Below are 18,054 nucleotides of genomic sequence, written 5' to 3' on the forward strand. Positions count from 1 at the left end.
GCGACCCCCTGGCTCTCAGCGCCTTCGTGTAGGGCGACCAGTTCTTCGTCGTGTACTTCTTCTTCGCCGGCTTGCTCATCCCGTCAGCCTACCTCACCGCTCGACCACCGGCCGGCTGGGTGGGTTGTGCAACAAAGCCCATTTTACCTGTCCGCTATATCGCCTAACACTTCAGTCAGGCGAACATCATCGGCACACGGAAACCTTGGCTCCACAACTCACCCCCCCTTATTCAACCCCAACCTCTCCACCACCTTCTTCTCCGCCGCAAACCCCTCCCTGAGACTGCGCCCATAGTCCTCGGAATCGAGATAAGCCAGCTCCTGGTCATATTTCGCCAGCTCCGCCACATGCGCCGGATCGTTCATCGCCACCTTGAACGCCTCGTGCAGCACCGCCACCACCCCCGCCGGCATCCCCCGCGGCCCGACCAGCCCGTAAGGCGACGTGGCCACGATGCCGTGCCCGAGTTCCTTCAGCGTCGGCACCGCCGGCCAGCGTTTCGTGCGCTGCTCGCCGAACGTCACCAGCAGCCGCAGCCGCCCCGAATCCACAAACGGCGCGAACCCGTTGGAGTTGATGCCCACCATCACCTGCCCGGACGACACCGCCAGCATCTGCTCGGACGTGCCCTTGTACGGCACATGCACATAACCCAGCCCGCGCTTGGCGAACAGCTCGTCGAACACCACATGCGGCGTCGTGCCCACCCCGTTGGTCGAGACCGTCAGCTCGCCCGGATGCGCCTTCGCCCACGCGAACACATCGTCCAGCGTCTTCAGCGCACTGCCGCCGGGCGCCACCACGCCGAAGGTCACGCCCGAAATCTGCAGGATCGGCGTCGTGTCGCGGATCGGATCCCACAGCACCTTCTGCAGATGCGGCGCCCGGAGCACGGGCTGGGGCAACTGGGCAATGGTGTAGCCGTCGGGCGCGGCCTGCTGCAGGATCGGCATCACCAGCGTGCCGCCCGCCCCGGCGCGGTTGTCCACGATCACCCGCTGCCCCAGTTGCCGCCCCGCCAGCTCGGCCAACAAGCGCATCGTCACGTCGGTGGCGCCCCCCGCCGGCCACGGCACCCACAGCGTGACCGGCCGCGCCGGAAACCGCTCGGCCGCCTGCGCCATCACCGGCGCAGCAAACGCCCCGCACACGCCAGCCGCCAGCGTCCCGAGGGCGTGGCGGCGGTTCAGCCAATCCATGAATTCATTCCCATGACATCAGTTCCATCTTCATCGTGCCACCCACCAGAAAGGTCGAATTGGCCGGCTCGCTGCGCTCGACGCGCACCAGCCCGACCCCGGGGCAATACCACTCCAGCGTCGTCAGCGGCATGTCCTGCCAGCCCTTGACGGGATCGGAAAACAGCTTCAGCTTCGCGTCGCCACGCACCTTGACGCAGTGCGCAAATGCCCCCGCTGGGGTCTCCACCGGCTGATCCAGCGCCTCGACGGTGTAGACCATCGGGACCGACGGGTGGCTGTGGCGGATCTCGGGCGGGAAGTCGGCGCGGCGGCGCAGCAGGTAGGTCGTGGTCGATGCCGGCCAGCTCGTGCCGACGGCGATCGGCGCCTTGAGCACGTAGCGCGGCTTCGGATCGAGGTTCGGCGCTTCCTCCACGTCCATCTTGGTGGCGACGCGGTAGATGCCGGTCGCGTCAGCGCGCAGCCAGTAGTCGATGCCCGAGTCGCTGCGCCGGCGATAGGCCGCGCCCGAATCGAGGAGGCTGTCGCGGCCTTCGTTGCGGAGCACGACCGTCTCGCGCTCGCTGGTGTTGTTCTCCCACTCGCTGGTCAGGCGGTAGGTCCAGGAGCGGCCCTGATCGAGTGGAAACAGCGACGTGCCGGGCGGCTCGCTGCAGCCAGCCAGCAGCGCGCCCACGCAGACGGCAAAAGCCGGGGCAAGGGTGGCGCGCATCATTTCTCCGGCAATTGCGGCGCGGGCAGGTCGCGGATCTTGACGTTCTGTTCGTCCGACCCCGGGCGCAGCCAGTTCAGCCCGCGCTTGCCGGCCTTGGGCTCGGTGGTGCCCATCTGGGTCACACCCTGGCGGGATTTCTTGACGCCCTCGCTCAGCAGGGCGTGCAAGTCCTTGGCATAGGGCAGTTGATACGCCCGCGGCGACTTGCCCGGCTTGCCGTTTTCCAGCGCCTGCACCCAGACGTAAAGCGCCCCGGCCGATTTGGTCGTCGGCTCCTCGAACACGGCCGCCAGCAGCACGAACCGCTCCGGCAGCGGATCCGTGCTCGGCCAGCCCCACATCTGATGCACCGCCTCGTCGGCCAAGAAATAAAACACGCACACGCCCGCCACCAGCAGCCCCTTGAGCCACACCGGCCAGCGCGACCACAGCAGCGCCAGCACCGCCAGCATCGCCAGCACCACACAGCCCAATACCACCGCGAGTGTCATGTCTCGTCGCTCCTCTGCCTTACATCCGCTGCACCAGCGTGCGCGGCAATGTGTTGACGCTGCCCACGCTGCCGTCAGGCAGCAGGGTGAAGCGCACCAGCGTGGCCTCGTCGCCCTTGCGCGCGATCGTGGCCTGTCCGTAATAGGCGATCTCGGCCCGCGGATTCACCTTCAGCACCGACACCGTGACGTTCACCGGCTGCCCGTCCTTGGTGTCGTAGTAGTGCGCGTTCACCGTGTACTCGCCGGGGGCGATGCCGCGCAGCGTCACCACCTCCTGGTTGATCGGGTTGATGATCTTCTGGCCGTTGACGACGATGGTGTCGTTCGACAGCCCGCGGTCGTCGCGGTCGAGGTGCATCATCCCGGCCTCGCGGGCGCGGAACCAGACGAGGTTGCCGCCGGGATCCTGCACCCAGGTGTCGATGTCGTTGGGGTTCATGTCCGGCCACGACACGGTGACGATGTACTCGGCCTTGGCAGGGATGTCGCCGGTCTTGAGCGCCTTCGGGTTCATCGCCAGCAAGGCGATGATGAAGCAGAAGACGAAGGCGATCAGCATGTTGAACAACATGTCGTAGAACGGATCGACCTCGGCCTCCCGTCCGCCTGACCGACCCCGCCCGCTGCGCGTGGCCATGCCTCAGTCCCTGCGGCCGGTGGTGCTGCCGATGGTCAGGCCGGCCCGCTGGCAGTCGCTGATCAGCGCGTCGGCGTACCGGTCCAGCCGCGTCAGTTGCAGCCCCAGCACGATGTTGCCCACCAGCCCCACCATCGTCGTCAGCAGCGCCACGCCCAGCCCTGACGTCAGGCTGCGCAGCAAGTCCTGCGACTGCGCGGCATCGAAGCTCTGCATCTGGCCGATCTGGATCGCCAGGATCGAGAAGCCGATCACCTTGCCCAGCAGCCCGAGCTTGAGCTGGATGCCGTTGACCCACCACGCCGTGTGGTGCGGGCCTTGCGCCTGGTCCATCAGCAGGTCGAGCGGCGCGCCCGCATCCCGCGGCGCGGCGGCCAGCGCGGACCAGTAGTCGGCCGCCCAGCCCTCGACGCCCACCAGACCTCCGTGCCGGGTGGACATCGCCTGCACCATCAGCCGGCGCTGGCGCTCCAGCTCCCGCGAGCGACCGCCGCACCACAGCGTCGAGACGACGAACACCACGATGATCACCAGCGTCAGGCCGGTCGGGTCGGAACTCAGCAGCAGGTGCCAGACCCCGCGTGTGCCGAGCAGCCATGTCGCGAAGACCAGCAGACCGCCGAGCGTGAGCCATTCAAGCAGCAGCGGCTCGTTGACCTCGCCCTGCCCGCCCGCGCTGCGCCACAGCCGTGTCAATGCCTTCATGCCGGACCTCCACCGCCGCCACCACCCCGTTTGGTCAATGCACCAAACCCCCGCTGCGGGTCATAGCCCCAGCTCGCCAGCGCAAAACACAGCGCCAGCGTCCCGAGCACGATCCACGGCGACATCCCGGCGTCCTTGCCGTACATCGCGTAGCGCATCCACTCGACCGCGTGCGTGAACGGGTTGAAGCGCGCGATCTGGTAGACCCAGCCGGCGCCCGACTCCTCCAGCTTCCACAGCGGGTAAAGCGCGGTGGACATGAAGTACATCGGGAAGATCACGAAGTTCATCGTGCCGGCGAAGTTTTCGAGCTGCTTGATGTGGACGCTCAGCAGCAACCCGAGCGCGCCGAGCATCAGCGACGCGCACACCGCCGCGAACAGCAGGTGCGGCGTCTGCGGCCCGATCAGCGGCAGCTCGGTGCCGATCGCCCAGGCGATCACGACGAAGGCCAGCGCCTGCGCCAGCGACAGCACGGCGGTGGCGGTGAGCTTGGAAAACAGGATCCACGGCCTCGGCAGCGGCGCTGTCAGCAAGAGGCGCATCAGCCCCATCTCGCGGTCGTAGACCATCGCCAGGCTCGACTGCATGCCGTTGAACAGCAGCACCATGCCGATCAGCCCCGGCGCGATGTACACGTCATAGGCGATGTAGGTGTCATACGGCTCGGCGATCGCCAGGCCGAACACGTTGCGGAAACCCGCTGCGAACACCGCCAGCCACAGCAGCGGACGCACCAGCGCCGACACCAGCCGCCCGGTCTGGCGCGCGAACTTGGCGATCTCGCGCCAGACGATGGCACGCATGGCCTGCAGGGCGTGGCCGAGGTTCATGGACGGGCCACCTTGCAGAGTTTCTCGGGGGCGTCTGCGCCAAGGGTATCGAGGTTGTTCTTCGGGTGCAGCACGCCCTCGACCGGCGCCATCGCGACGACGCCCTGCCCGTCGGTCAACAGCATCGGCTGGCGCAACTGGCCGTCCCACGCCCGGAAGCTCATCGGGGTGCCCTTGGAGCCGTCGAATTCGAGGTCGGTCAGCGCCTTGGCGAGCGCGGCAGCCGGGCCTTTGGGGACTTCCGTGGCGGCCGTGACGATGGCCTTGCCCGCCATCCAGGCCGCCCAGTCGTGCGCGGTCATCGGGCGGCCAGTCGCCTTGGTGAAGCGGCGCGAGACCTGTGGCGCGCCGAACCGCTCGAACTGCGCCGACCACGCCAGCGCCGTCAGCCCCGCATCGCCCACCACCGGGCGCGGCAGGCTGGTCCGGTACGGCAGCGTGCGGGCGAACTCGCCGTCGCTGTCCACCACCCAGACCACGTCGTAGGTCGCGTTGCCCGTGAGCAGCTTCAGGTTCGCCAGATCCCGCTCGCGCGGATCGCCCGAGAGCTTGAACGGCTTGGCCGCGACCAGCTTCAGGCCGTACCGCTTGATCGACGCCTGCGCCGTGGCGCTGCGCTGAGCGTCGAGCGGCGTCGGGCCGGTCAACAGCAGCACCTGGCCCCAGCGCGCCGCCGCCAGCGTCTGCGCCAAGGCATCGGTGCGCATGCGCTCGCTCGGCAGCAGGTGCAGCAGGCGCGGGCGGCAGTCCTGTTCGCGCAGCCGGTCGCTGGCGTCGCCGAGATTGAGCACCGGCAGCTTCACGGCATCGACCGCCGCCAGCGTCCAGTCGCCGGGCAAGTCGGACAGCAACACCGCCGCCCCGCCCTTCTCCGCCTTCAGCGCCGCGTCCTTCGCCGCTTGCGCGTTCGCCACCGGCACGGTCTCCAGCGTCAGGGCTGCGCCGGCCGCGTCCAGCTCGAACTTCGCTTCCTTCAGCGCGGCCTGCAAACCGTCCACCGCCGGGCCGCCGGGGTGGCCGAGGTAGGCGCGTTCGGTGCGGCTGCGCTCCAGGCGGGTGTCGTCGGCGGCCACCAGCAAGGTCAGCTTGAACGTGGCCGCCTGCGCCACCCCAAAGGCAGCGCCAGCCAGCAACACAGCGAGCGCGGCGAGGACCGGGCGTTTCATGCCACGCCTCATTCCACGATCACCGCGCCATACGGCACCCGCCCCACCGGCAGGCTCTTGACCGCCTTCGCGCTCGCCACATCGACCAGCGTCACGTCATCCGACAGCCCGTTGACCACCAGCAACTGCTTCTCCGCCTTGTCCAGCGTCACGTTCCACGCCCGCTTGCCCACCAGCGCCAGCGCCGTCGTCTTGCGGCTCGCCACATCCACGAACGCGACGTGGTTTGCCCGGCCCAGCGCCACGAACGCCTGCTTGCCGTCGCGGGTCATCGTGATGCCAACGGGGGTGATGTCGGTGCTGCGGGCGCCCTTGACCTCGAACTTCACCGTGTCCATCACCGACCAGTCCTTGGTCGAGAGGATGCTGACGCTGGCCGACATCTCGTTGGTGACCCAGAGCTGGCTGCCATCCGGTGTCAGCGCAAGGCGGCGCGGGCGCTTGCCAACCTTGACGTTCTTGATGACCTTGCCGGTGGCGGTGTCGATGACGTGGACCATGTTCGCCACCTCGGAAGTGACCCAGACCAGCTTGCCGTCGGGCGATGCCTTGACGCCCTCCGGCTCCTTGCCGACCTCGACGGTGCGGGTGAACTTGCCGCTGGCGATGTCGAAGAAGCCGAGCGCGGCGTCGTCCTCCTGCGAGATGTAGAGCGTCTTGCCGTCCGGCGAGAGGTCGAACGCCTCGGGGTCTTCGCCGATCGCCAGCCGGCCAACCGACTTGCGGGTGGCCAGGTCGATCACGTCAGCGGCGTTCGATTCGCCGCACGCGACCATCAGCTTCTTGCCGTCGGGGGTGACCTGCAGGTGGCGCGGGCGCTTGCAGGTGGGCACCGTGCCGGTAACGGCCTGCGTCTTCAGGTCGATCACGGTCAGGTTGTGGTCCTTCTCGCTGGACACGTAGGCGGTCTGCGCCTGCACCAGCGGCGACAACAATGCACCGGCCAGAGCCAGCGTGGCCAGGCGGGGAAGGCAGGGAACCAGGCAAGGAACGTTCTTCATGGGGTCGTCTTCGGAGCGTTGGAGGGCGGCGGCGTGTCGGTGGCGCGGATGAAGGCGGCTTCGAGCCGATCGCCACCGAGGGCGGCCGTCACCTCGGCGGGGGTGCCATCGGCCAGCAGCTTGCCGCGGTGCAGCACGACCACGCGGTCCGCGGCTTCGGCTTCCTCGACGAGGTGGGTCGCCCACAGCACAGTCGTGCCCCGTGCGGCCACGTCGGCCCGGATCGCCGCAAGCAGGTCGTGGCGCGATTTCGGGTCCAGCCCCACGGTCGGCTCGTCCATCAGCACCACCTTGGGCCGGTGCAGCAGGGCGCGCACCAGCTCCACCTTGCGCCGGTTGCCGCCGGACAACTCGCGCACCGGGCGGGCCAGATCCTTCTCCAACCCGAGTGCGCGGCAGCCTTCGACCAACCGCTCGGTGGTGACGGCGCGTGGCAGGCCATGGAGATCGGCGTGAAAACGCAGGTTGCGCTCGACCGACAGGTCCAGGTCCAGCGACATCTGCTGGAACACCACGCCGATGTCGCGCAGCGCCCGCACCGCCGAGTGCCGCAGCGACTGGCCGGCCACCTCGACCTCGCCCTCGTCGGCGACGAACAGGCCCGTGAGCACCTGGAACAGCGTGGACTTGCCGGCGCCGTTCGGGCCGAGCAGCGCGACGAACTGGCCGGCTGGCAGCGCCAGCGTCAGTCCGGCCAGCGCCGTGCGGTCGCCATAACGCTTGATCAGACCTTGGAGACGCAGCATGGCAGAGGGCAGGAAGCAGCGGAATTCATCACAGTCCGGGTTGTACAGGCCCGAGATCCGGGCGTCGTGCCCGGACTTACACCAAGATCCGGCACCCGAGTGTTCCATTCAGGCATCGCAGACGGCAGGCGGCCAGCGCTCAGAGGTTGATTTCCATTCGGTCCGCAGCCAGTTCGACGCCGTGCCGGGCCAGATCCACTGCCGGTCGGCCCGACCCGGCGTCCCACTCCGGCATCGCCATCAGCACCTTGCGGCGTGCGCCAACCCGGTCAAGCTGCGCGAACATGCCCCGGCCCGCCACGCCCGACTCGGAATCGTCGGGCCAGGCGTCAACGCGGTCGTCGCCGAGCAGCAGGCAGTCGGCTTGCTGCATCCACTCCACCGCCTCGAAGCCGGCCGCGGCCAGACTGCGTGCGCAGAAAAATCGCTGCCCGGTCACCAGATCGCGCACGGCCAGCCCGATGGTCTCACCCACCTCGGCCGACGCCGGCTGCGCCGCGTGGCGCGGCAAGGGGCCGTCGGTGGCGATGGCGGTGAATTCAAGCGTCGGCTGACCCTCGATCTGGAACACCGCCTCGCGCGATTCGCCGGCCACCGGGATGACGTGCCACTGCACGCCGCAGTAATGCTCCAGCAGCGGCAGCACAGGCAGTGCGTGCGTCAGCTCCTCGAACACGGCCGGTGTGGCATAGAGATGGATCGGCGCCCCATCGCGCAGGCTCAGCAGGCCGGTGACATGGTCCACCTGCGCATCGGTCAGCACGACGGCCCGCACGGCGGCATCCGGCAGCCCGGCATGCCGCAGCAGCCGAGCGTCGGTTGACAACTGCGTGGCCACCGAGGGCGAAACGTTGATGAGCACCCAGTGCAGCCCATCCCCCGACAGGGCGACAGCGCCCGGCGTGCGCGTCGATGCCAGCACGGTACGGGCACACTGCGTCAACGGCACCGCTTCGTCCCCGCCCTTGAGTACAACCAGTTTCATGAAGTCCCCCCTCATGGTCCTCACATTGAACACGCGACTGCATACAGTCGTTTCGTCCGGTTTTTTGCAAGAGCCATGCCGAAGGCTGATCCCGATAGTTCGGCTCTTGCAGCGCGCTGCTGCTCCCCCCTTGCACCCCCGTTACAGCCCAGTTGTTCCAATGAGGAACAACGCCGCCTCAACCATGACACAGTGATAACCCGAATGCCCCGGAACTGGACAACTGCCGCGCAGCGCGGCTTGCAGGCCGCTCTGATCGCCTTGGCCGGTGTGGTACACGCAGGTCCGGCGTGCCGCGGGCCGGTCGTCCGGGTACTGTCGCTCGCCCCTGGTGCCTGGCTGGTTCCCGGCGCGGAGGGCGACACCACCCCGGCCAACCACGGCGCGGTGTCCAACCTGCTGGCAGTGCGCGACGGGGCGCGGCTGTGGCTGATCGGGAGCGGGCCGTTGGTCGCCTACGCCCAGGCGCTGGACTGCGCGCTGCAGCACGCCACCGGCCGCCGCGTCACCGATGTCGTGGCGCCGTGGCCACGGCCGGAACTGGTGCTGGGCCAGGCCGGATTGCCGAGGGCGCGGCGCTGGGCACACGCCGATGTGGCCGCGGCGATGCAGGAACGCTGCCCGCGCTGCATCGAGCGGCTGCGACTGCGGCTGGGCACCTCGGCGGGTGACCTCGGCAGGGCCACGATCGCCCTGCCCCGGCACCTGCTGCACGGCGACCATGGGACGCTCGGGCCGCTGCGCTGGCAGCGCCTGCAACGCTCGGACAGCACCACGGTCACGCTCTGGTCCCTGCCGCGTGCGCACCTGAGCACCGCCCACGGCCTGCTCTGGGCCGACGGCGCACCGGACCTGCGCGATGCGGATTCCGCGCATCTGGAGCGGGCATGGCAACAGATGGAACAGCACGTCGTGGACATGCAGGGTGCAGGCCGTGATGCAACACGCTGGATCCCTGAGCAAGGTCCGGTGCAGCCCGCCACGGCACCCAGCGAACACCGGCATTACCTGGCAACGCTGCGCAGGGCCATCGACGAAGCGCAAGCGCGGGGAATGCCGGAGTCCGATCCAGCGCCCGCGCTACCGGGCGTGTCCGAAGCGGTCAACCGTAGCGCACGCCACCAGCTCAACTGGCAGCATGCCTGGCGCGAAGCCGAAGCCCGCTGGTAGTGCGTCCGCCCGGCGCCGCTCAGCGCGGTGTCTTCCAGCGCAGCTTGCGGTAGATGGTGTTGCGGCTGATGCCGAGCTGCTTGGCAGCGACGGAGATGTTGCCGCCCGCAGCATCCACGGCACGCTGGATCGACTGCAGCTCGATGTCCTCCAGCGACCGCCCCGCCTGGTCATGGGCCGGGAACGGAGCAGTTGCGGGCGCCGCTGCGGCCGACACCTCCGCCACGGCTGCGCGCTGCGCCACCGGATCCGGTTCAGGTGCCGCCGCCACCACCGCCGGGCGCTGCACCGAGGCGTGGCGAGCGTCGTCGATGAAATCGTCCGAGAGGTGGTCGCGGGTGATGGTCGTGTCACCGGCGGCCATGACGCTGGCGGTGCGCAGCACATTGAAAAGCTGGCGCACATTGCCCGGCCAGTGGTAGCCCTGGAACAGGCGCAACACGTCCGGGCTCAGGCGCAGGCGGCGGTCCGGGTTCTCGCGCTCCAGGATGCGCTCGACCAGTGGCATCAGGTCGCTGCGCTCGCGCAGCGGCGGCAGGCGCACGGCCAGGCCATTGAGCCGGTAGTACAGATCCTCGCGGAAGGACTTCTGCTCGATCATCTCGCGCAGGTTGCGGTGCGTGGCGCAGACCAGCATCACGTCCACCGACACCGCCTTGGCGCTGCCCAGCGGGGTGACCTGGCGCTCCTGCAACACGCGCAGCAGGTGCGCCTGCAAGGTCAGCGGCCTGTCGCCAATCTCGTCGAGAAACAGCGTGCCGCCATTGGCCTGCACGATCTTGCCGACCGCCCCCTTGCGCCGCGCCCCGGTGAAAGCGCCCTCCTCGTAGCCGAACAGCTCGGCCTCGATCAGCGTCTCGGGAATGGACGCGCAGTTCACCGCCACGAAGGGCTGGCGGGCACGCTCGGAATCCTGGTGGATGGCGCGGGCGAGCAGCTCCTTGCCGGTGCCGGTCTCGCCGAGGATGAGGATGGGGATGTCGCGGTTGATGACGCGGCGGATCTTGTCCACGAGGGTGCCGACCTGCGCGTCGCCGGTGATCAGGCTAGACAGACCCGCCCGCTCACCGGACGCCGCACCGCTGCGGGCCGACGGTTCGCGGGCGGCTGCAGCGGGCGCGGAGCCAGCACCCGGGGCCTCGCCCACGGGCGTGACATCGTTGACCTGCGCGGCGCTTTCCATGCCGTGCCACACGGGCCAGTTGAAGCGGGCGTAGACGTGGAACTGCCGGCCATTGGACAGCTCGACCGGCTGCGGCTGCGCCAGTGGGGAGCGGAAGCGATCGACCAGCGCCGACACGCTGGTGCCGAACAGGGTGGACAGCGAGTGCATGCGCAACGCAGCGCCGCTCAGGCTCAGTTGCTCCAGCGCGCCGCGGTTGGCACCGACGAGCTTGCCGTCCTGGCTGACGGCGAGGATGCCCTCCATCAGCGTGCCGATGAACTCGACCCGGCTGTGGAAGTGCAGCCGCATCACGTTGCGGTAGTCGTCGGTGAGCCAGTGGTTCTCGATCATCCGCGCCGACATCTTCACCAGGCCCATCGTGTGCTGGTGGTAGGTGCGCTGATCGCCGGAGACATCGAGCACGCCGAGGATGTTGCCGCGCGGATCGAGGATCGGAGCGGCCGAACACGTCAGGAAGTGGTTGGCGTGCATGTAGTGCTCGTCGGCATGGACGAGCGTGGGCGACTCCTCGATCAGCGCGGTGCCGACGGCGTTGGTGCCCTTGGCCTGCTCGGACCAGTTCACGCCGGGCTGCAGGGCGACCTTGGAGGCGCGGTTCAGGAAATCGTGGTCGCCGATGGAGTGGATGATCGTGCCGGTGGCGTCGCACAGCACCACCATCGAGTCGCTGTTGACGATCTGCTCGTGCAGCATCTCCATGACGGGCGCGGCGTGGGCGTACAGGCGCTGGTTGCGCTCGCGCGCCACGACCAGATCCGTGCGGCCCAGCGGCGAGAAGTCCAGCCGCTCGATGCGCGACAGGCCGAGGGCTGCGCAGCGTTCGTGCGAGTTGTCGATCTTCGAGACATGGCTGTGGTCCAGCGGCAGCGCCGACGCGATCGGCCGGCGTGCGTCGCCCTGTGCTGCACGCAAGCGGATGCCAGCCGAAGCCGGTGTGTAGGGGCCTGCCATGGTCTTGTCTCCTGTCATCTCATCCGAGGGGGCGAGCGACCCATTGTCACCCGTCGGCCACTGTCATCTATTCGCACACCCAGTTCGTTGCCTTGTCACAGCAGAGGGTATTCCGAGCCACTGCCGCGCAATTTAGAAGCAACCGAGGCGTACCACCTCCGGACAGACCCTTGTTTCAGCGTGGCATCGGCGGCACTGGCCGTGCTTGGCACAGCGATTGCAGAAACGATGCCAACCCCTTTTGAAAACCCCCCTCTGGAGACAAGAATGGCACGAGGCAACCTCTTCCGCGCAGCAATCCTGGCCACTTTCTGTGCCGTGGCTGGCGGTTCGGCCATGGCCCACGGCGACGTGACCCCGCAGGCTGTGGACACGACCAGCCTGCCACAGCTGGGTGCCGACTGGCGCGCTGAAAACCCGTACCGCAAGAACGACAAGGCGGTCGCCATCGGCTCGTCAGCCTTCAACCAGAATTGCGCCCGCTGTCACGGTCTGGAAGCCATTTCCGGTGGCATCGCCCCGGACCTGCGCAAGCTCGACAATGACTGCGTGAGCGTCAAGGACGACAAGAAGCGCAACGCCTGCGTCAAGGAAATGGACGAGTACTACCTGAACAGCGTCCGCCACGGCAAGGTCCGCAACGGCGCGGTCTACATGCCCCCCTTCGAAGGCATGATCAGCCAGGAAGCCATGTGGGCCCTCAAGGCCTATCTGGAAACCCGCCGCGAAAAGCCGCTGCCCTGATCGACGCACCCGGAGACCGACACCCATGCACCCTTCCCACGACAAGCCGGCCGATCGCCGTACCTTCCTCGGCAAAACCTCCGCACTGGCGATTGGCACGCTTGGCGGCCTGCTGGGTGTCGGCAGCGCCAGCGCACAGGACAAGTCCGCGCTCACCAAGGTGCGCGAGCGCGGCCGGTTGAGCGTCGGCCTGTACAACGACCTGCCGCCCTTTCATGTCAAGGGCCAGGGCATCGAGATCGAGCTGGCCAAGGCGCTGGCCGGCGCGCTGGGCGTCGAGGTGTCGCTGCTGCCGTTCCCGGCCGACGACAACATGAACGACGACCTGCGCAACATGGTCTGGAAGGGCCACTACCTCGGCTATGGCCCGGCGGATGTGCTGCTGCATGTGCCGGTCGAGCGTCCGCTGATGCAGGACAACCCGCGCGTCAGCATCTTCGGTCCCTACTGGCGCGAGCGGGTGGTGGTCGCCCGTGACCTGTCGAAACTGCCGACGCTCGACTCGCTGGAGCCGCTGCGGGCGGTGCGCTCGGCGGTGCCGGGGCTGTCGCTGGCGGGCTGGCTGATGATCGGTGCGGATTCGGGTGCCCTGAGCGAGAAGCTGATCACCAAGATCCCCGATGGCGTCGCAGCTGCACAGATGCTGCAGCGAGGCGAGGTGGCCGCAGCGGCCGGCATGCGTTCGGAGATCGAGTCGGTGCTGCGTGGCGATCCGCGCTTCGCGATCGCGCCGATCCCGATGCCACGCGCTCCCAAGGACGGCTGGGCCGTCGGCATGGCCGTGAAAAAGGACGCCACCGACCTCGCCGAAGCCTTGCAGGCCGGCCTGAACGGGCTGGCTGAGAAAGGCGAACTGAAGGCGATGTTCGCGCGGGCCAATCTGGATTGGCAGCGGGTCTGACCGCCTCTCGGCGCCGGGGGCGCGGATAATCCCGCCCCATGGAAACCTTTGACGTTGTCATCGTCGGGGCCGGCGCCGCCGGCCTTTTTTGCGCCGGTCGTGCCGGACAACATGGCCAGCGTGTGCTGCTGCTCGACCACAGCCCGAAGATCGCCGAGAAGATCCGCATCTCCGGCGGCGGGCGCGCCAACTTCACCAACCGCGACGTCACGCACGCGAACTTCCTCTCGGACAACCCCCACTTCAGCCGCTCGGCGCTGGCCCGCTACACGCCGGGCGACTTCACCGAGCTGGTCCGGCGCCACGGCATCGCCTTCCACGAGAAGCACAAGGGCCAGCTCTTCTGCGACCGCAGCGCCGAAGACCTGATCACGATGCTGCTGCGCGAATGCGACGCGGGTGGCGTGGTGCGGCGCCAGCCGTGTGCCGTCAAGGCCATCCGGCAGCGCAGCAGTGAAACGGGCGGATTCGAACTGGATACCGAGGCCGGACCCGTGCAGGCGCCCCGGCTGGTGATCGCCACCGGTGGCCTGCCGGTACCCAAGATCGGCGCGACCGATTTCGGCCTGCGCATCGCGAAACAGTTCGGCCATGCGGTCATCGAGCCGCGGCCGGCGCTGGTGCCGCTGACCTTCGATCCGGTGCAGTGGGCGCCGTTTGCGGCGCTGTCGGGCGTGGCGCTGCCCGTCGGCATCTCGACCGGCAGCGGCAAGGCGCGCACCACCTTCCTCGAAGACCTGCTGTTCACGCACCGCGGCCTGAGCGGGCCGGCCGTGCTGCAGATCTCCAGCTTCTGGCGCCCCGGCCAGCCGCTGCAGATCGACCTCGCACCAGGCATCGATCTCGGCACCCGGCTGCTGGCCGCCAAGCAGTCGTCACGGCGCCAACTCGGCAACGAGTTCGCTGCCCTGCTGCCCACGCGGCTCGCCGAAGCCTGGTTGCAGGGTGCCGGCCTGGAGGCTCAGCGCCCGATGCCTGACTGCAAGGACAAGGATCTGCAAGCCGTCGCTCAGCGCGCCCGCGCCTGGGACGTGGCACCGACTGGCGACGAGGGCTGGAAAAAGGCCGAGGTCATGGCCGGCGGCGTAGACACCCGCGAACTCAGCTCGCAGTCGCTGGAGAGCAAGCGTGTGCCAGGACTGCACTTCATCGGCGAGGTCGTCGATGTGACGGGCTGGCTGGGCGGCTACAACTTCCAGTGGGCCTGGGCCAGCGCCGCCGCCTGCGCGGATGCCTGCACAACAAGCTGATTGAAGATGAAGATTCACCAGCTCCAGCAAACTCACCTATAATCCAAGGCTTTGCTGGCAAAGAAGCCTGTTCGAGTCGGCGGCACCAGGGTTTCCGGAACCCCGCGTCGGCCACCGAGGGCATAACCGAAGGATCTTTCAGTTCATGACGACCATCCGAGTCAAGGAAAACGAGCCGTTCGACGTAGCACTGCGTCGCTTCAAGCGCACCATCGAAAAGTTGGGCCTGCTGCCTGACCTGCGCGCTCGCGAGTTCTACGAAAAGCCCACGGCTGAGCGCAAGCGCAAGAAGGCTGCTGCCGTCAAGCGCCACTACAAGCGCGTGCGCTCCATGCAGCTGCCCAAGCGGCTGTACTGAGTCAGGCCTGACCTGCACAAAACCCGCACGGGACGCCGTAGCGGGTTTTTTCTTTTTCCCACGCCTCCATGCCCCCACGCCAGGAACCCCCATGAGCCTCAAGGACCAGATCACCGAAGACATGAAGACCGCCATGCGCGCCAAGGACACGGCCCGCCTGGGCACGGTCCGCCTGCTGCTGTCGGCATGCAAGCAGAGGGAAATCGACGAGCGCGTGACGCTCACCGATGCCGACGTGGTCGCCATCGTCGACAAGCTGATCAAGCAGCGCAAGGACTCGATCACCCAGTTCACCGCGGCCGCTCGCATGGACCTGGCGGACAAGGAAAGCGCCGAACTCGTGGTGCTCGAAGCCTATCTGCCCAAGCGCCTGAGCGCCGACGAAGTGGACGCGGCCGTGCGGGCCATCGTCACCGAACTGGGCGCCACCGGCCCCGGCGACATGGGCAAGGTCATGGGCGCGGTCAAGCAGCGTCTGGCCGGCAACGCCGACATGGGACTGGTCTCGGCCGCCGTGAAGCGCGCGCTGACACAATGACGGCACCTTCCGGAGCACCCACATGAGCACTTCCCTGCCGATCCAGCGCATTGCCGCCGATGTCTGCGTCGCCCCGCAGCTCAGCCCCGCCGCCATGGCGGAGGCCGCTGCCGCCGGCTTTCGCAGCGTGATCAACAACCGCCCTGACTTCGAGCACGGTCCAGACCAGCCGACCAACGCTGCCATCGAAGCGGCCGCACTGGCCGCAGGCCTGCAGTACGCGCACCTGCCGGTGGCCGGCGGCTACCAGAGTCCGGACGAGATCGCTCGCTTCGCCGAGCTGATCGCCGCGATGCCGCATCCGCTGCTGTGCTTCTGCCGCAGCGGTGCGCGCTCGACCCGGCTCTACGCCGCAGCCGTCCAGGCAAGCTGAGGACGGCGCCGGTGTCGGCGCCGGACTACCACCCCGCCGCGGAGCCGCTCGGCCCGCGGCGCCTGCGCAAGAAGATCCTGCTGCTGGCCGTGCTGCCGCTGCTGGCAGCGCTGCTGCTGATCGCCCTGGCCGTGCGCCACCAGGCGCTGGATCTGGCCCGCCAGGAACGGGCGCTGGTCGAATCCGCTTACCTCGCCAGCAAGGAAGCCGAGCTGCGCCACCACGTCGAGATGGCGATGAACATGGTCGCGCCCGTCTACGACTCCGGCCGCAACGACGCCGCCGCCAAGGCCGAGGCGATCCGCATACTCAATGATTTCGACTACGACGGTGGCGACGGCTACTTCTTCGCCTACGAATACAGTGGCCGTTGCCTCGTGCTGCCGCACCAGCCCGACCTGGTCGGGCAGAACCTCTGGGAAATCCGCGACCGCGACGGGCGCCCGGTGGTGCAGGCCCTGGTGGCCAAGGCCCGGGAGGGTCAGGGATTTTTCCGCTACGTCTGGAACAAGCCCACCGTGAAGCGCGTGGCGCCCAAGCTCGGCTATGTCATCGGGCTGCAGCGCTGGGGCTGGATGGTCGGCACCGGCATCTACCTGGACGACGTGCAGGCCACCCTCGACCAGCTCGACCAGCAAGGCAGCGCCAACATCGCCAAGACCATGGGCTGGATTGCCAGCATCGCCCTGCTCGCGCTGATCCTGGTGGGCGGCAGCGCGCTGGCGCTCAACCTCAGCGAATACCGCGCTGCCGACGCACAACTGCAACTGCTCGCCCGCCAGGTGGTGCAGTCGCAGGAAAACGAGCGTGCCCACCTCTCACGCGAACTGCACGACTCCACCAGCCAGACCCTGGTCTCGATCAAGCTGCTGATGGACAGCGCCATCGGCCAGCTTGCCCGCACGCTGCAGCCGCTGCCGGCCACCCTGGCGCAGGCCCGCGCCCGCATCGACGAGGCGCTCACCGAGGTGCGCGACATCTCGCACCGGCTGCGGCCCGTGGTGCTCGACACGCTTGGCCTGCCCAGCGCGCTGCGCCACCTCGGCGAGGAATTCGCCGAGCACGCCGAAATGGCCTTCTTCATGCGGATGCACGGCCGCGCCGACGACCTGCCCGAAGAGATCAAGACCGTCCTGTTCCGCATGACGCAGGAGGCGCTGACCAACATCGACAAGCACGCGCGCGCCGGCCGTGTCGATCTGCGGCTGATCTTTCTGGCCGGGGGCGTGCGGCTGTCGGTGGCGGACGATGGCGCCGGCTTCGACGTGGCCGCCATCGGCGCTGATCCACGGCGCGGCATCGGCCTGCGCAACATGCGCGAGCGGGTCGAGTCGGTCGGCGGGGTTTTCAAGGTCCATTCGCGTCCCGGCTCCACCCGGGTCATCGCCCAGTTGCCCGCCGAGGCCCTGCGGCGTTTTACCCACCAGATCCCTGCCCTCCATGCGCATCCTGCTCGTCGATGACCATCCCCTCGTGCGCGAAGGCGTGCGCACGCTGATCCAGGGCCAGCCCGGCCATGCAGTGGTCGGCGAGGCGCCCGATGCCGCCACGGCGCTGGAGCTGGTCGCCACGCTGCATCCGCAACTCGTGCTGACCGACATCGGAATGAAGCACACCAACGGCATTGCGCTCACCACCCAGATCCGTGCGCAGTGGCCCGAGACCGCCGTGATCGTGCTGAGCATGTACGACAACCCCGAATACGTGCACCAGGCGATGCAGGCAGGGGCCAGCGGGTATGTGCTCAAGGATGCGCCGTCGTCCGACATCGTCGAGGCCATCGCGGCCGTGGCGGCGGGCGGCACCTTCCTCAGCGCGGGCGTGGCCCGCCCGGTGGTGCGCAGCGACGGGCCGCGTCCGCTGCTGTCCGAGCGCGAGGCCGAGATCCTCAACTGCCTGGCACGTGGCCTGTCCAGCAAGCAGATCGCCGCCGACCACGACCTCAGCGTGCGCACCGTCGAGACCCACCGGCAGAACATCCGCCGCAAGCTGCGGATCGAGGGCCAGGCGGAGCTGATCCGCTACGCGGTCGAGCATTGCCGCAGTGCATAGCACCCAGTGCGTAGTGCTGCGTAGTCGTAAGACCCGATGTGCCA

General features: G+C 68.2%; 20 protein-coding genes. 9 read left to right on the forward strand and 11 right to left on the reverse strand.

Annotated features, from left to right (window positions below; all coding sequences use genetic code 11):
• Window positions 1-218 precede the first annotated feature (218 nt).
• From RMP06_RS07330 to RMP06_RS07375, 10 genes are all read right to left on the reverse strand, one after another.
• Window positions 219-1,202, reverse strand: a complete 984-nt coding sequence (locus RMP06_RS07330) for a tripartite tricarboxylate transporter substrate binding protein (protein WP_310461117.1) — start codon at window positions 1,200-1,202, stop codon at window positions 219-221.
• Between the two features lie 4 nt (window positions 1,203-1,206).
• Window positions 1,207-1,917, reverse strand: a complete 711-nt coding sequence (locus RMP06_RS07335; RefSeq protein ID WP_310461118.1) for a hypothetical protein — start codon at window positions 1,915-1,917, stop codon at window positions 1,207-1,209.
• Window positions 1,917-2,411 carry a hypothetical protein gene (locus tag RMP06_RS07340; protein ID WP_310461119.1) on the reverse strand — a complete coding sequence of 165 codons (495 nt, stop codon included), beginning with the start codon at window positions 2,409-2,411 and terminating at the stop codon, window positions 1,917-1,919. The genes RMP06_RS07335 and RMP06_RS07340 overlap by 1 nt, the downstream gene beginning before the upstream one ends.
• Window positions 2,412-2,430: 19 nt before the next feature.
• Window positions 2,431-3,051 carry a hypothetical protein gene (locus RMP06_RS07345; RefSeq protein ID WP_310461120.1) on the reverse strand — a complete coding sequence of 207 codons (621 nt, stop codon included), beginning with the start codon at window positions 3,049-3,051 and terminating at the stop codon, window positions 2,431-2,433.
• 3 nt (window positions 3,052-3,054) lie between these two features.
• Window positions 3,055-3,756 carry a MotA/TolQ/ExbB proton channel family protein gene (locus tag RMP06_RS07350; RefSeq protein WP_310461121.1) on the reverse strand — a complete coding sequence of 234 codons (702 nt, stop codon included), beginning with the start codon at window positions 3,754-3,756 and terminating at the stop codon, window positions 3,055-3,057.
• On the reverse strand, window positions 3,753-4,589 hold the full coding sequence (locus tag RMP06_RS07355; protein ID WP_310461122.1) for an ABC transporter permease: 837 nt from the start codon (window positions 4,587-4,589) through the stop codon (window positions 3,753-3,755). Before RMP06_RS07355 ends, RMP06_RS07350 begins: the two co-directional genes overlap by 4 nt.
• Entirely contained in the window at window positions 4,586-5,755 is a 1,170-nt protein-coding gene (locus RMP06_RS07360; RefSeq protein ID WP_310461123.1) for a type 1 periplasmic-binding domain-containing protein, read from the reverse strand. The genes RMP06_RS07355 and RMP06_RS07360 overlap by 4 nt, the downstream gene beginning before the upstream one ends.
• 8 nt (window positions 5,756-5,763) lie before the next feature.
• Complete coding sequence (locus tag RMP06_RS07365) at window positions 5,764-6,756, reverse strand: PQQ-dependent catabolism-associated beta-propeller protein (RefSeq protein ID WP_310461124.1); 993 nt, start codon at window positions 6,754-6,756, stop codon at window positions 5,764-5,766.
• Window positions 6,753-7,502, reverse strand: coding sequence for an ABC transporter ATP-binding protein (locus RMP06_RS07370; RefSeq protein WP_310461125.1), 750 nt, complete (start codon window positions 7,500-7,502; stop codon window positions 6,753-6,755). The genes RMP06_RS07365 and RMP06_RS07370 overlap by 4 nt, the downstream gene beginning before the upstream one ends.
• A gap of 139 nt (window positions 7,503-7,641) precedes the next feature.
• The gene (locus RMP06_RS07375) at window positions 7,642-8,487 is read right to left on the reverse strand and encodes an MBL fold metallo-hydrolase (RefSeq protein WP_310461126.1); all 846 of its coding nucleotides are present in this window, start codon (window positions 8,485-8,487) and stop codon (window positions 7,642-7,644) included.
• Between the two features lie 204 nt (window positions 8,488-8,691).
• On the opposite strand from RMP06_RS07375, the gene RMP06_RS07380 reads away from it, so the two are divergent.
• Window positions 8,692-9,657, forward strand: coding sequence for a hypothetical protein (locus RMP06_RS07380; protein ID WP_310461127.1), 966 nt, complete (start codon window positions 8,692-8,694; stop codon window positions 9,655-9,657).
• Between the two features lie 19 nt (window positions 9,658-9,676).
• Here RMP06_RS07380 and RMP06_RS07385 read toward each other — a convergent pair whose 3' ends face one another.
• The gene (locus tag RMP06_RS07385) at window positions 9,677-11,794 is read right to left on the reverse strand and encodes a sigma-54-dependent Fis family transcriptional regulator (protein ID WP_310461128.1); all 2,118 of its coding nucleotides are present in this window, start codon (window positions 11,792-11,794) and stop codon (window positions 9,677-9,679) included.
• Between the two features lie 267 nt (window positions 11,795-12,061).
• Here RMP06_RS07385 and pedF point away from each other — a divergent pair, with 267 nt between their 5' ends.
• The 8 genes from pedF (at window position 12,062) to RMP06_RS07425 (ending at window position 18,010) form a co-directional block, all read left to right on the forward strand.
• Window positions 12,062-12,538 (forward strand): cytochrome c-550 PedF, encoded by a 477-nt coding sequence (gene pedF, locus RMP06_RS07390; protein WP_310461129.1) that lies wholly within the window; start codon window positions 12,062-12,064, stop codon window positions 12,536-12,538.
• A gap of 25 nt (window positions 12,539-12,563) precedes the next feature.
• Complete coding sequence (locus tag RMP06_RS07395; protein ID WP_310461130.1) at window positions 12,564-13,439, forward strand: substrate-binding periplasmic protein; 876 nt, start codon at window positions 12,564-12,566, stop codon at window positions 13,437-13,439.
• Between the two features lie 38 nt (window positions 13,440-13,477).
• Window positions 13,478-14,689: a BaiN/RdsA family NAD(P)/FAD-dependent oxidoreductase gene (locus RMP06_RS07400; RefSeq protein WP_310461131.1), complete on the forward strand. Its 1,212-nt coding sequence runs from the start codon at window positions 13,478-13,480 to the stop codon at window positions 14,687-14,689.
• 145 nt (window positions 14,690-14,834) lie between these two features.
• Complete coding sequence (rpsU, locus tag RMP06_RS07405; RefSeq protein ID WP_179635735.1) at window positions 14,835-15,047, forward strand: 30S ribosomal protein S21; 213 nt, start codon at window positions 14,835-14,837, stop codon at window positions 15,045-15,047.
• A gap of 91 nt (window positions 15,048-15,138) precedes the next feature.
• Window positions 15,139-15,585: a GatB/YqeY domain-containing protein gene (locus RMP06_RS07410; protein WP_310461132.1), complete on the forward strand. Its 447-nt coding sequence runs from the start codon at window positions 15,139-15,141 to the stop codon at window positions 15,583-15,585.
• 22 nt (window positions 15,586-15,607) lie between these two features.
• Window positions 15,608-15,958 carry a protein tyrosine phosphatase family protein gene (locus RMP06_RS07415; RefSeq protein ID WP_310461133.1) on the forward strand — a complete coding sequence of 117 codons (351 nt, stop codon included), beginning with the start codon at window positions 15,608-15,610 and terminating at the stop codon, window positions 15,956-15,958.
• A gap of 11 nt (window positions 15,959-15,969) precedes the next feature.
• The gene (locus RMP06_RS07420; RefSeq protein ID WP_310461134.1) at window positions 15,970-17,421 is read left to right on the forward strand and encodes a cache domain-containing protein; all 1,452 of its coding nucleotides are present in this window, start codon (window positions 15,970-15,972) and stop codon (window positions 17,419-17,421) included.
• Window positions 17,399-18,010, forward strand: coding sequence for a response regulator transcription factor (locus RMP06_RS07425; protein WP_310461135.1), 612 nt, complete (start codon window positions 17,399-17,401; stop codon window positions 18,008-18,010). Before RMP06_RS07420 ends, RMP06_RS07425 begins: the two co-directional genes overlap by 23 nt.
• The last annotated feature ends 44 nt before the right edge of the window (window positions 18,011-18,054 follow it).

The organism is Sphaerotilus sp. (assembly GCF_031429695.1).
In the GTDB taxonomy this organism is placed as follows: domain Bacteria; phylum Pseudomonadota; class Gammaproteobacteria; order Burkholderiales; family Burkholderiaceae_C; genus Sphaerotilus.

What these genes read in the sequence shown, in the direction of transcription:
- RMP06_RS07340 (WP_310461119.1), bottom strand. Translation starts at nt 2,411, where the DNA reads ATGACACTCGCGGTGGTATTGGGCTGTGTGGTGCTGGCGATGCTGGCG.
- rpsU (WP_179635735.1), top strand. Translation starts at nt 14,835, where the DNA reads ATGACGACCATCCGAGTCAAGGAAAACGAGCCGTTCGACGTAGCACTG.
- RMP06_RS07365 (WP_310461124.1), bottom strand. Translation starts at nt 6,756, where the DNA reads ATGAAGAACGTTCCTTGCCTGGTTCCCTGCCTTCCCCGCCTGGCCACG.
- RMP06_RS07400 (WP_310461131.1), top strand. Translation starts at nt 13,478, where the DNA reads ATGGAAACCTTTGACGTTGTCATCGTCGGGGCCGGCGCCGCCGGCCTT.
- RMP06_RS07375 (WP_310461126.1), bottom strand. Translation starts at nt 8,487, where the DNA reads ATGAAACTGGTTGTACTCAAGGGCGGGGACGAAGCGGTGCCGTTGACG.
- RMP06_RS07350 (WP_310461121.1), bottom strand. Translation starts at nt 3,756, where the DNA reads ATGAAGGCATTGACACGGCTGTGGCGCAGCGCGGGCGGGCAGGGCGAG.
- RMP06_RS07330 (WP_310461117.1), bottom strand. Translation starts at nt 1,202, where the DNA reads ATGGATTGGCTGAACCGCCGCCACGCCCTCGGGACGCTGGCGGCTGGC.
- RMP06_RS07395 (WP_310461130.1), top strand. Translation starts at nt 12,564, where the DNA reads ATGCACCCTTCCCACGACAAGCCGGCCGATCGCCGTACCTTCCTCGGC.
- RMP06_RS07345 (WP_310461120.1), bottom strand. Translation starts at nt 3,051, where the DNA reads ATGGCCACGCGCAGCGGGCGGGGTCGGTCAGGCGGACGGGAGGCCGAG.
- RMP06_RS07370 (WP_310461125.1), bottom strand. Translation starts at nt 7,502, where the DNA reads ATGCTGCGTCTCCAAGGTCTGATCAAGCGTTATGGCGACCGCACGGCG.
- RMP06_RS07355 (WP_310461122.1), bottom strand. Translation starts at nt 4,589, where the DNA reads ATGAACCTCGGCCACGCCCTGCAGGCCATGCGTGCCATCGTCTGGCGC.
- RMP06_RS07360 (WP_310461123.1), bottom strand. Translation starts at nt 5,755, where the DNA reads ATGAAACGCCCGGTCCTCGCCGCGCTCGCTGTGTTGCTGGCTGGCGCT.
- RMP06_RS07425 (WP_310461135.1), top strand. Translation starts at nt 17,399, where the DNA reads ATGCGCATCCTGCTCGTCGATGACCATCCCCTCGTGCGCGAAGGCGTG.
- RMP06_RS07410 (WP_310461132.1), top strand. Translation starts at nt 15,139, where the DNA reads ATGAGCCTCAAGGACCAGATCACCGAAGACATGAAGACCGCCATGCGC.
- RMP06_RS07415 (WP_310461133.1), top strand. Translation starts at nt 15,608, where the DNA reads ATGAGCACTTCCCTGCCGATCCAGCGCATTGCCGCCGATGTCTGCGTC.
- RMP06_RS07380 (WP_310461127.1), top strand. Translation starts at nt 8,692, where the DNA reads ATGCCCCGGAACTGGACAACTGCCGCGCAGCGCGGCTTGCAGGCCGCT.
- pedF (WP_310461129.1), top strand. Translation starts at nt 12,062, where the DNA reads ATGGCACGAGGCAACCTCTTCCGCGCAGCAATCCTGGCCACTTTCTGT.
- RMP06_RS07385 (WP_310461128.1), bottom strand. Translation starts at nt 11,794, where the DNA reads ATGGCAGGCCCCTACACACCGGCTTCGGCTGGCATCCGCTTGCGTGCA.
- RMP06_RS07335 (WP_310461118.1), bottom strand. Translation starts at nt 1,917, where the DNA reads ATGCGCGCCACCCTTGCCCCGGCTTTTGCCGTCTGCGTGGGCGCGCTG.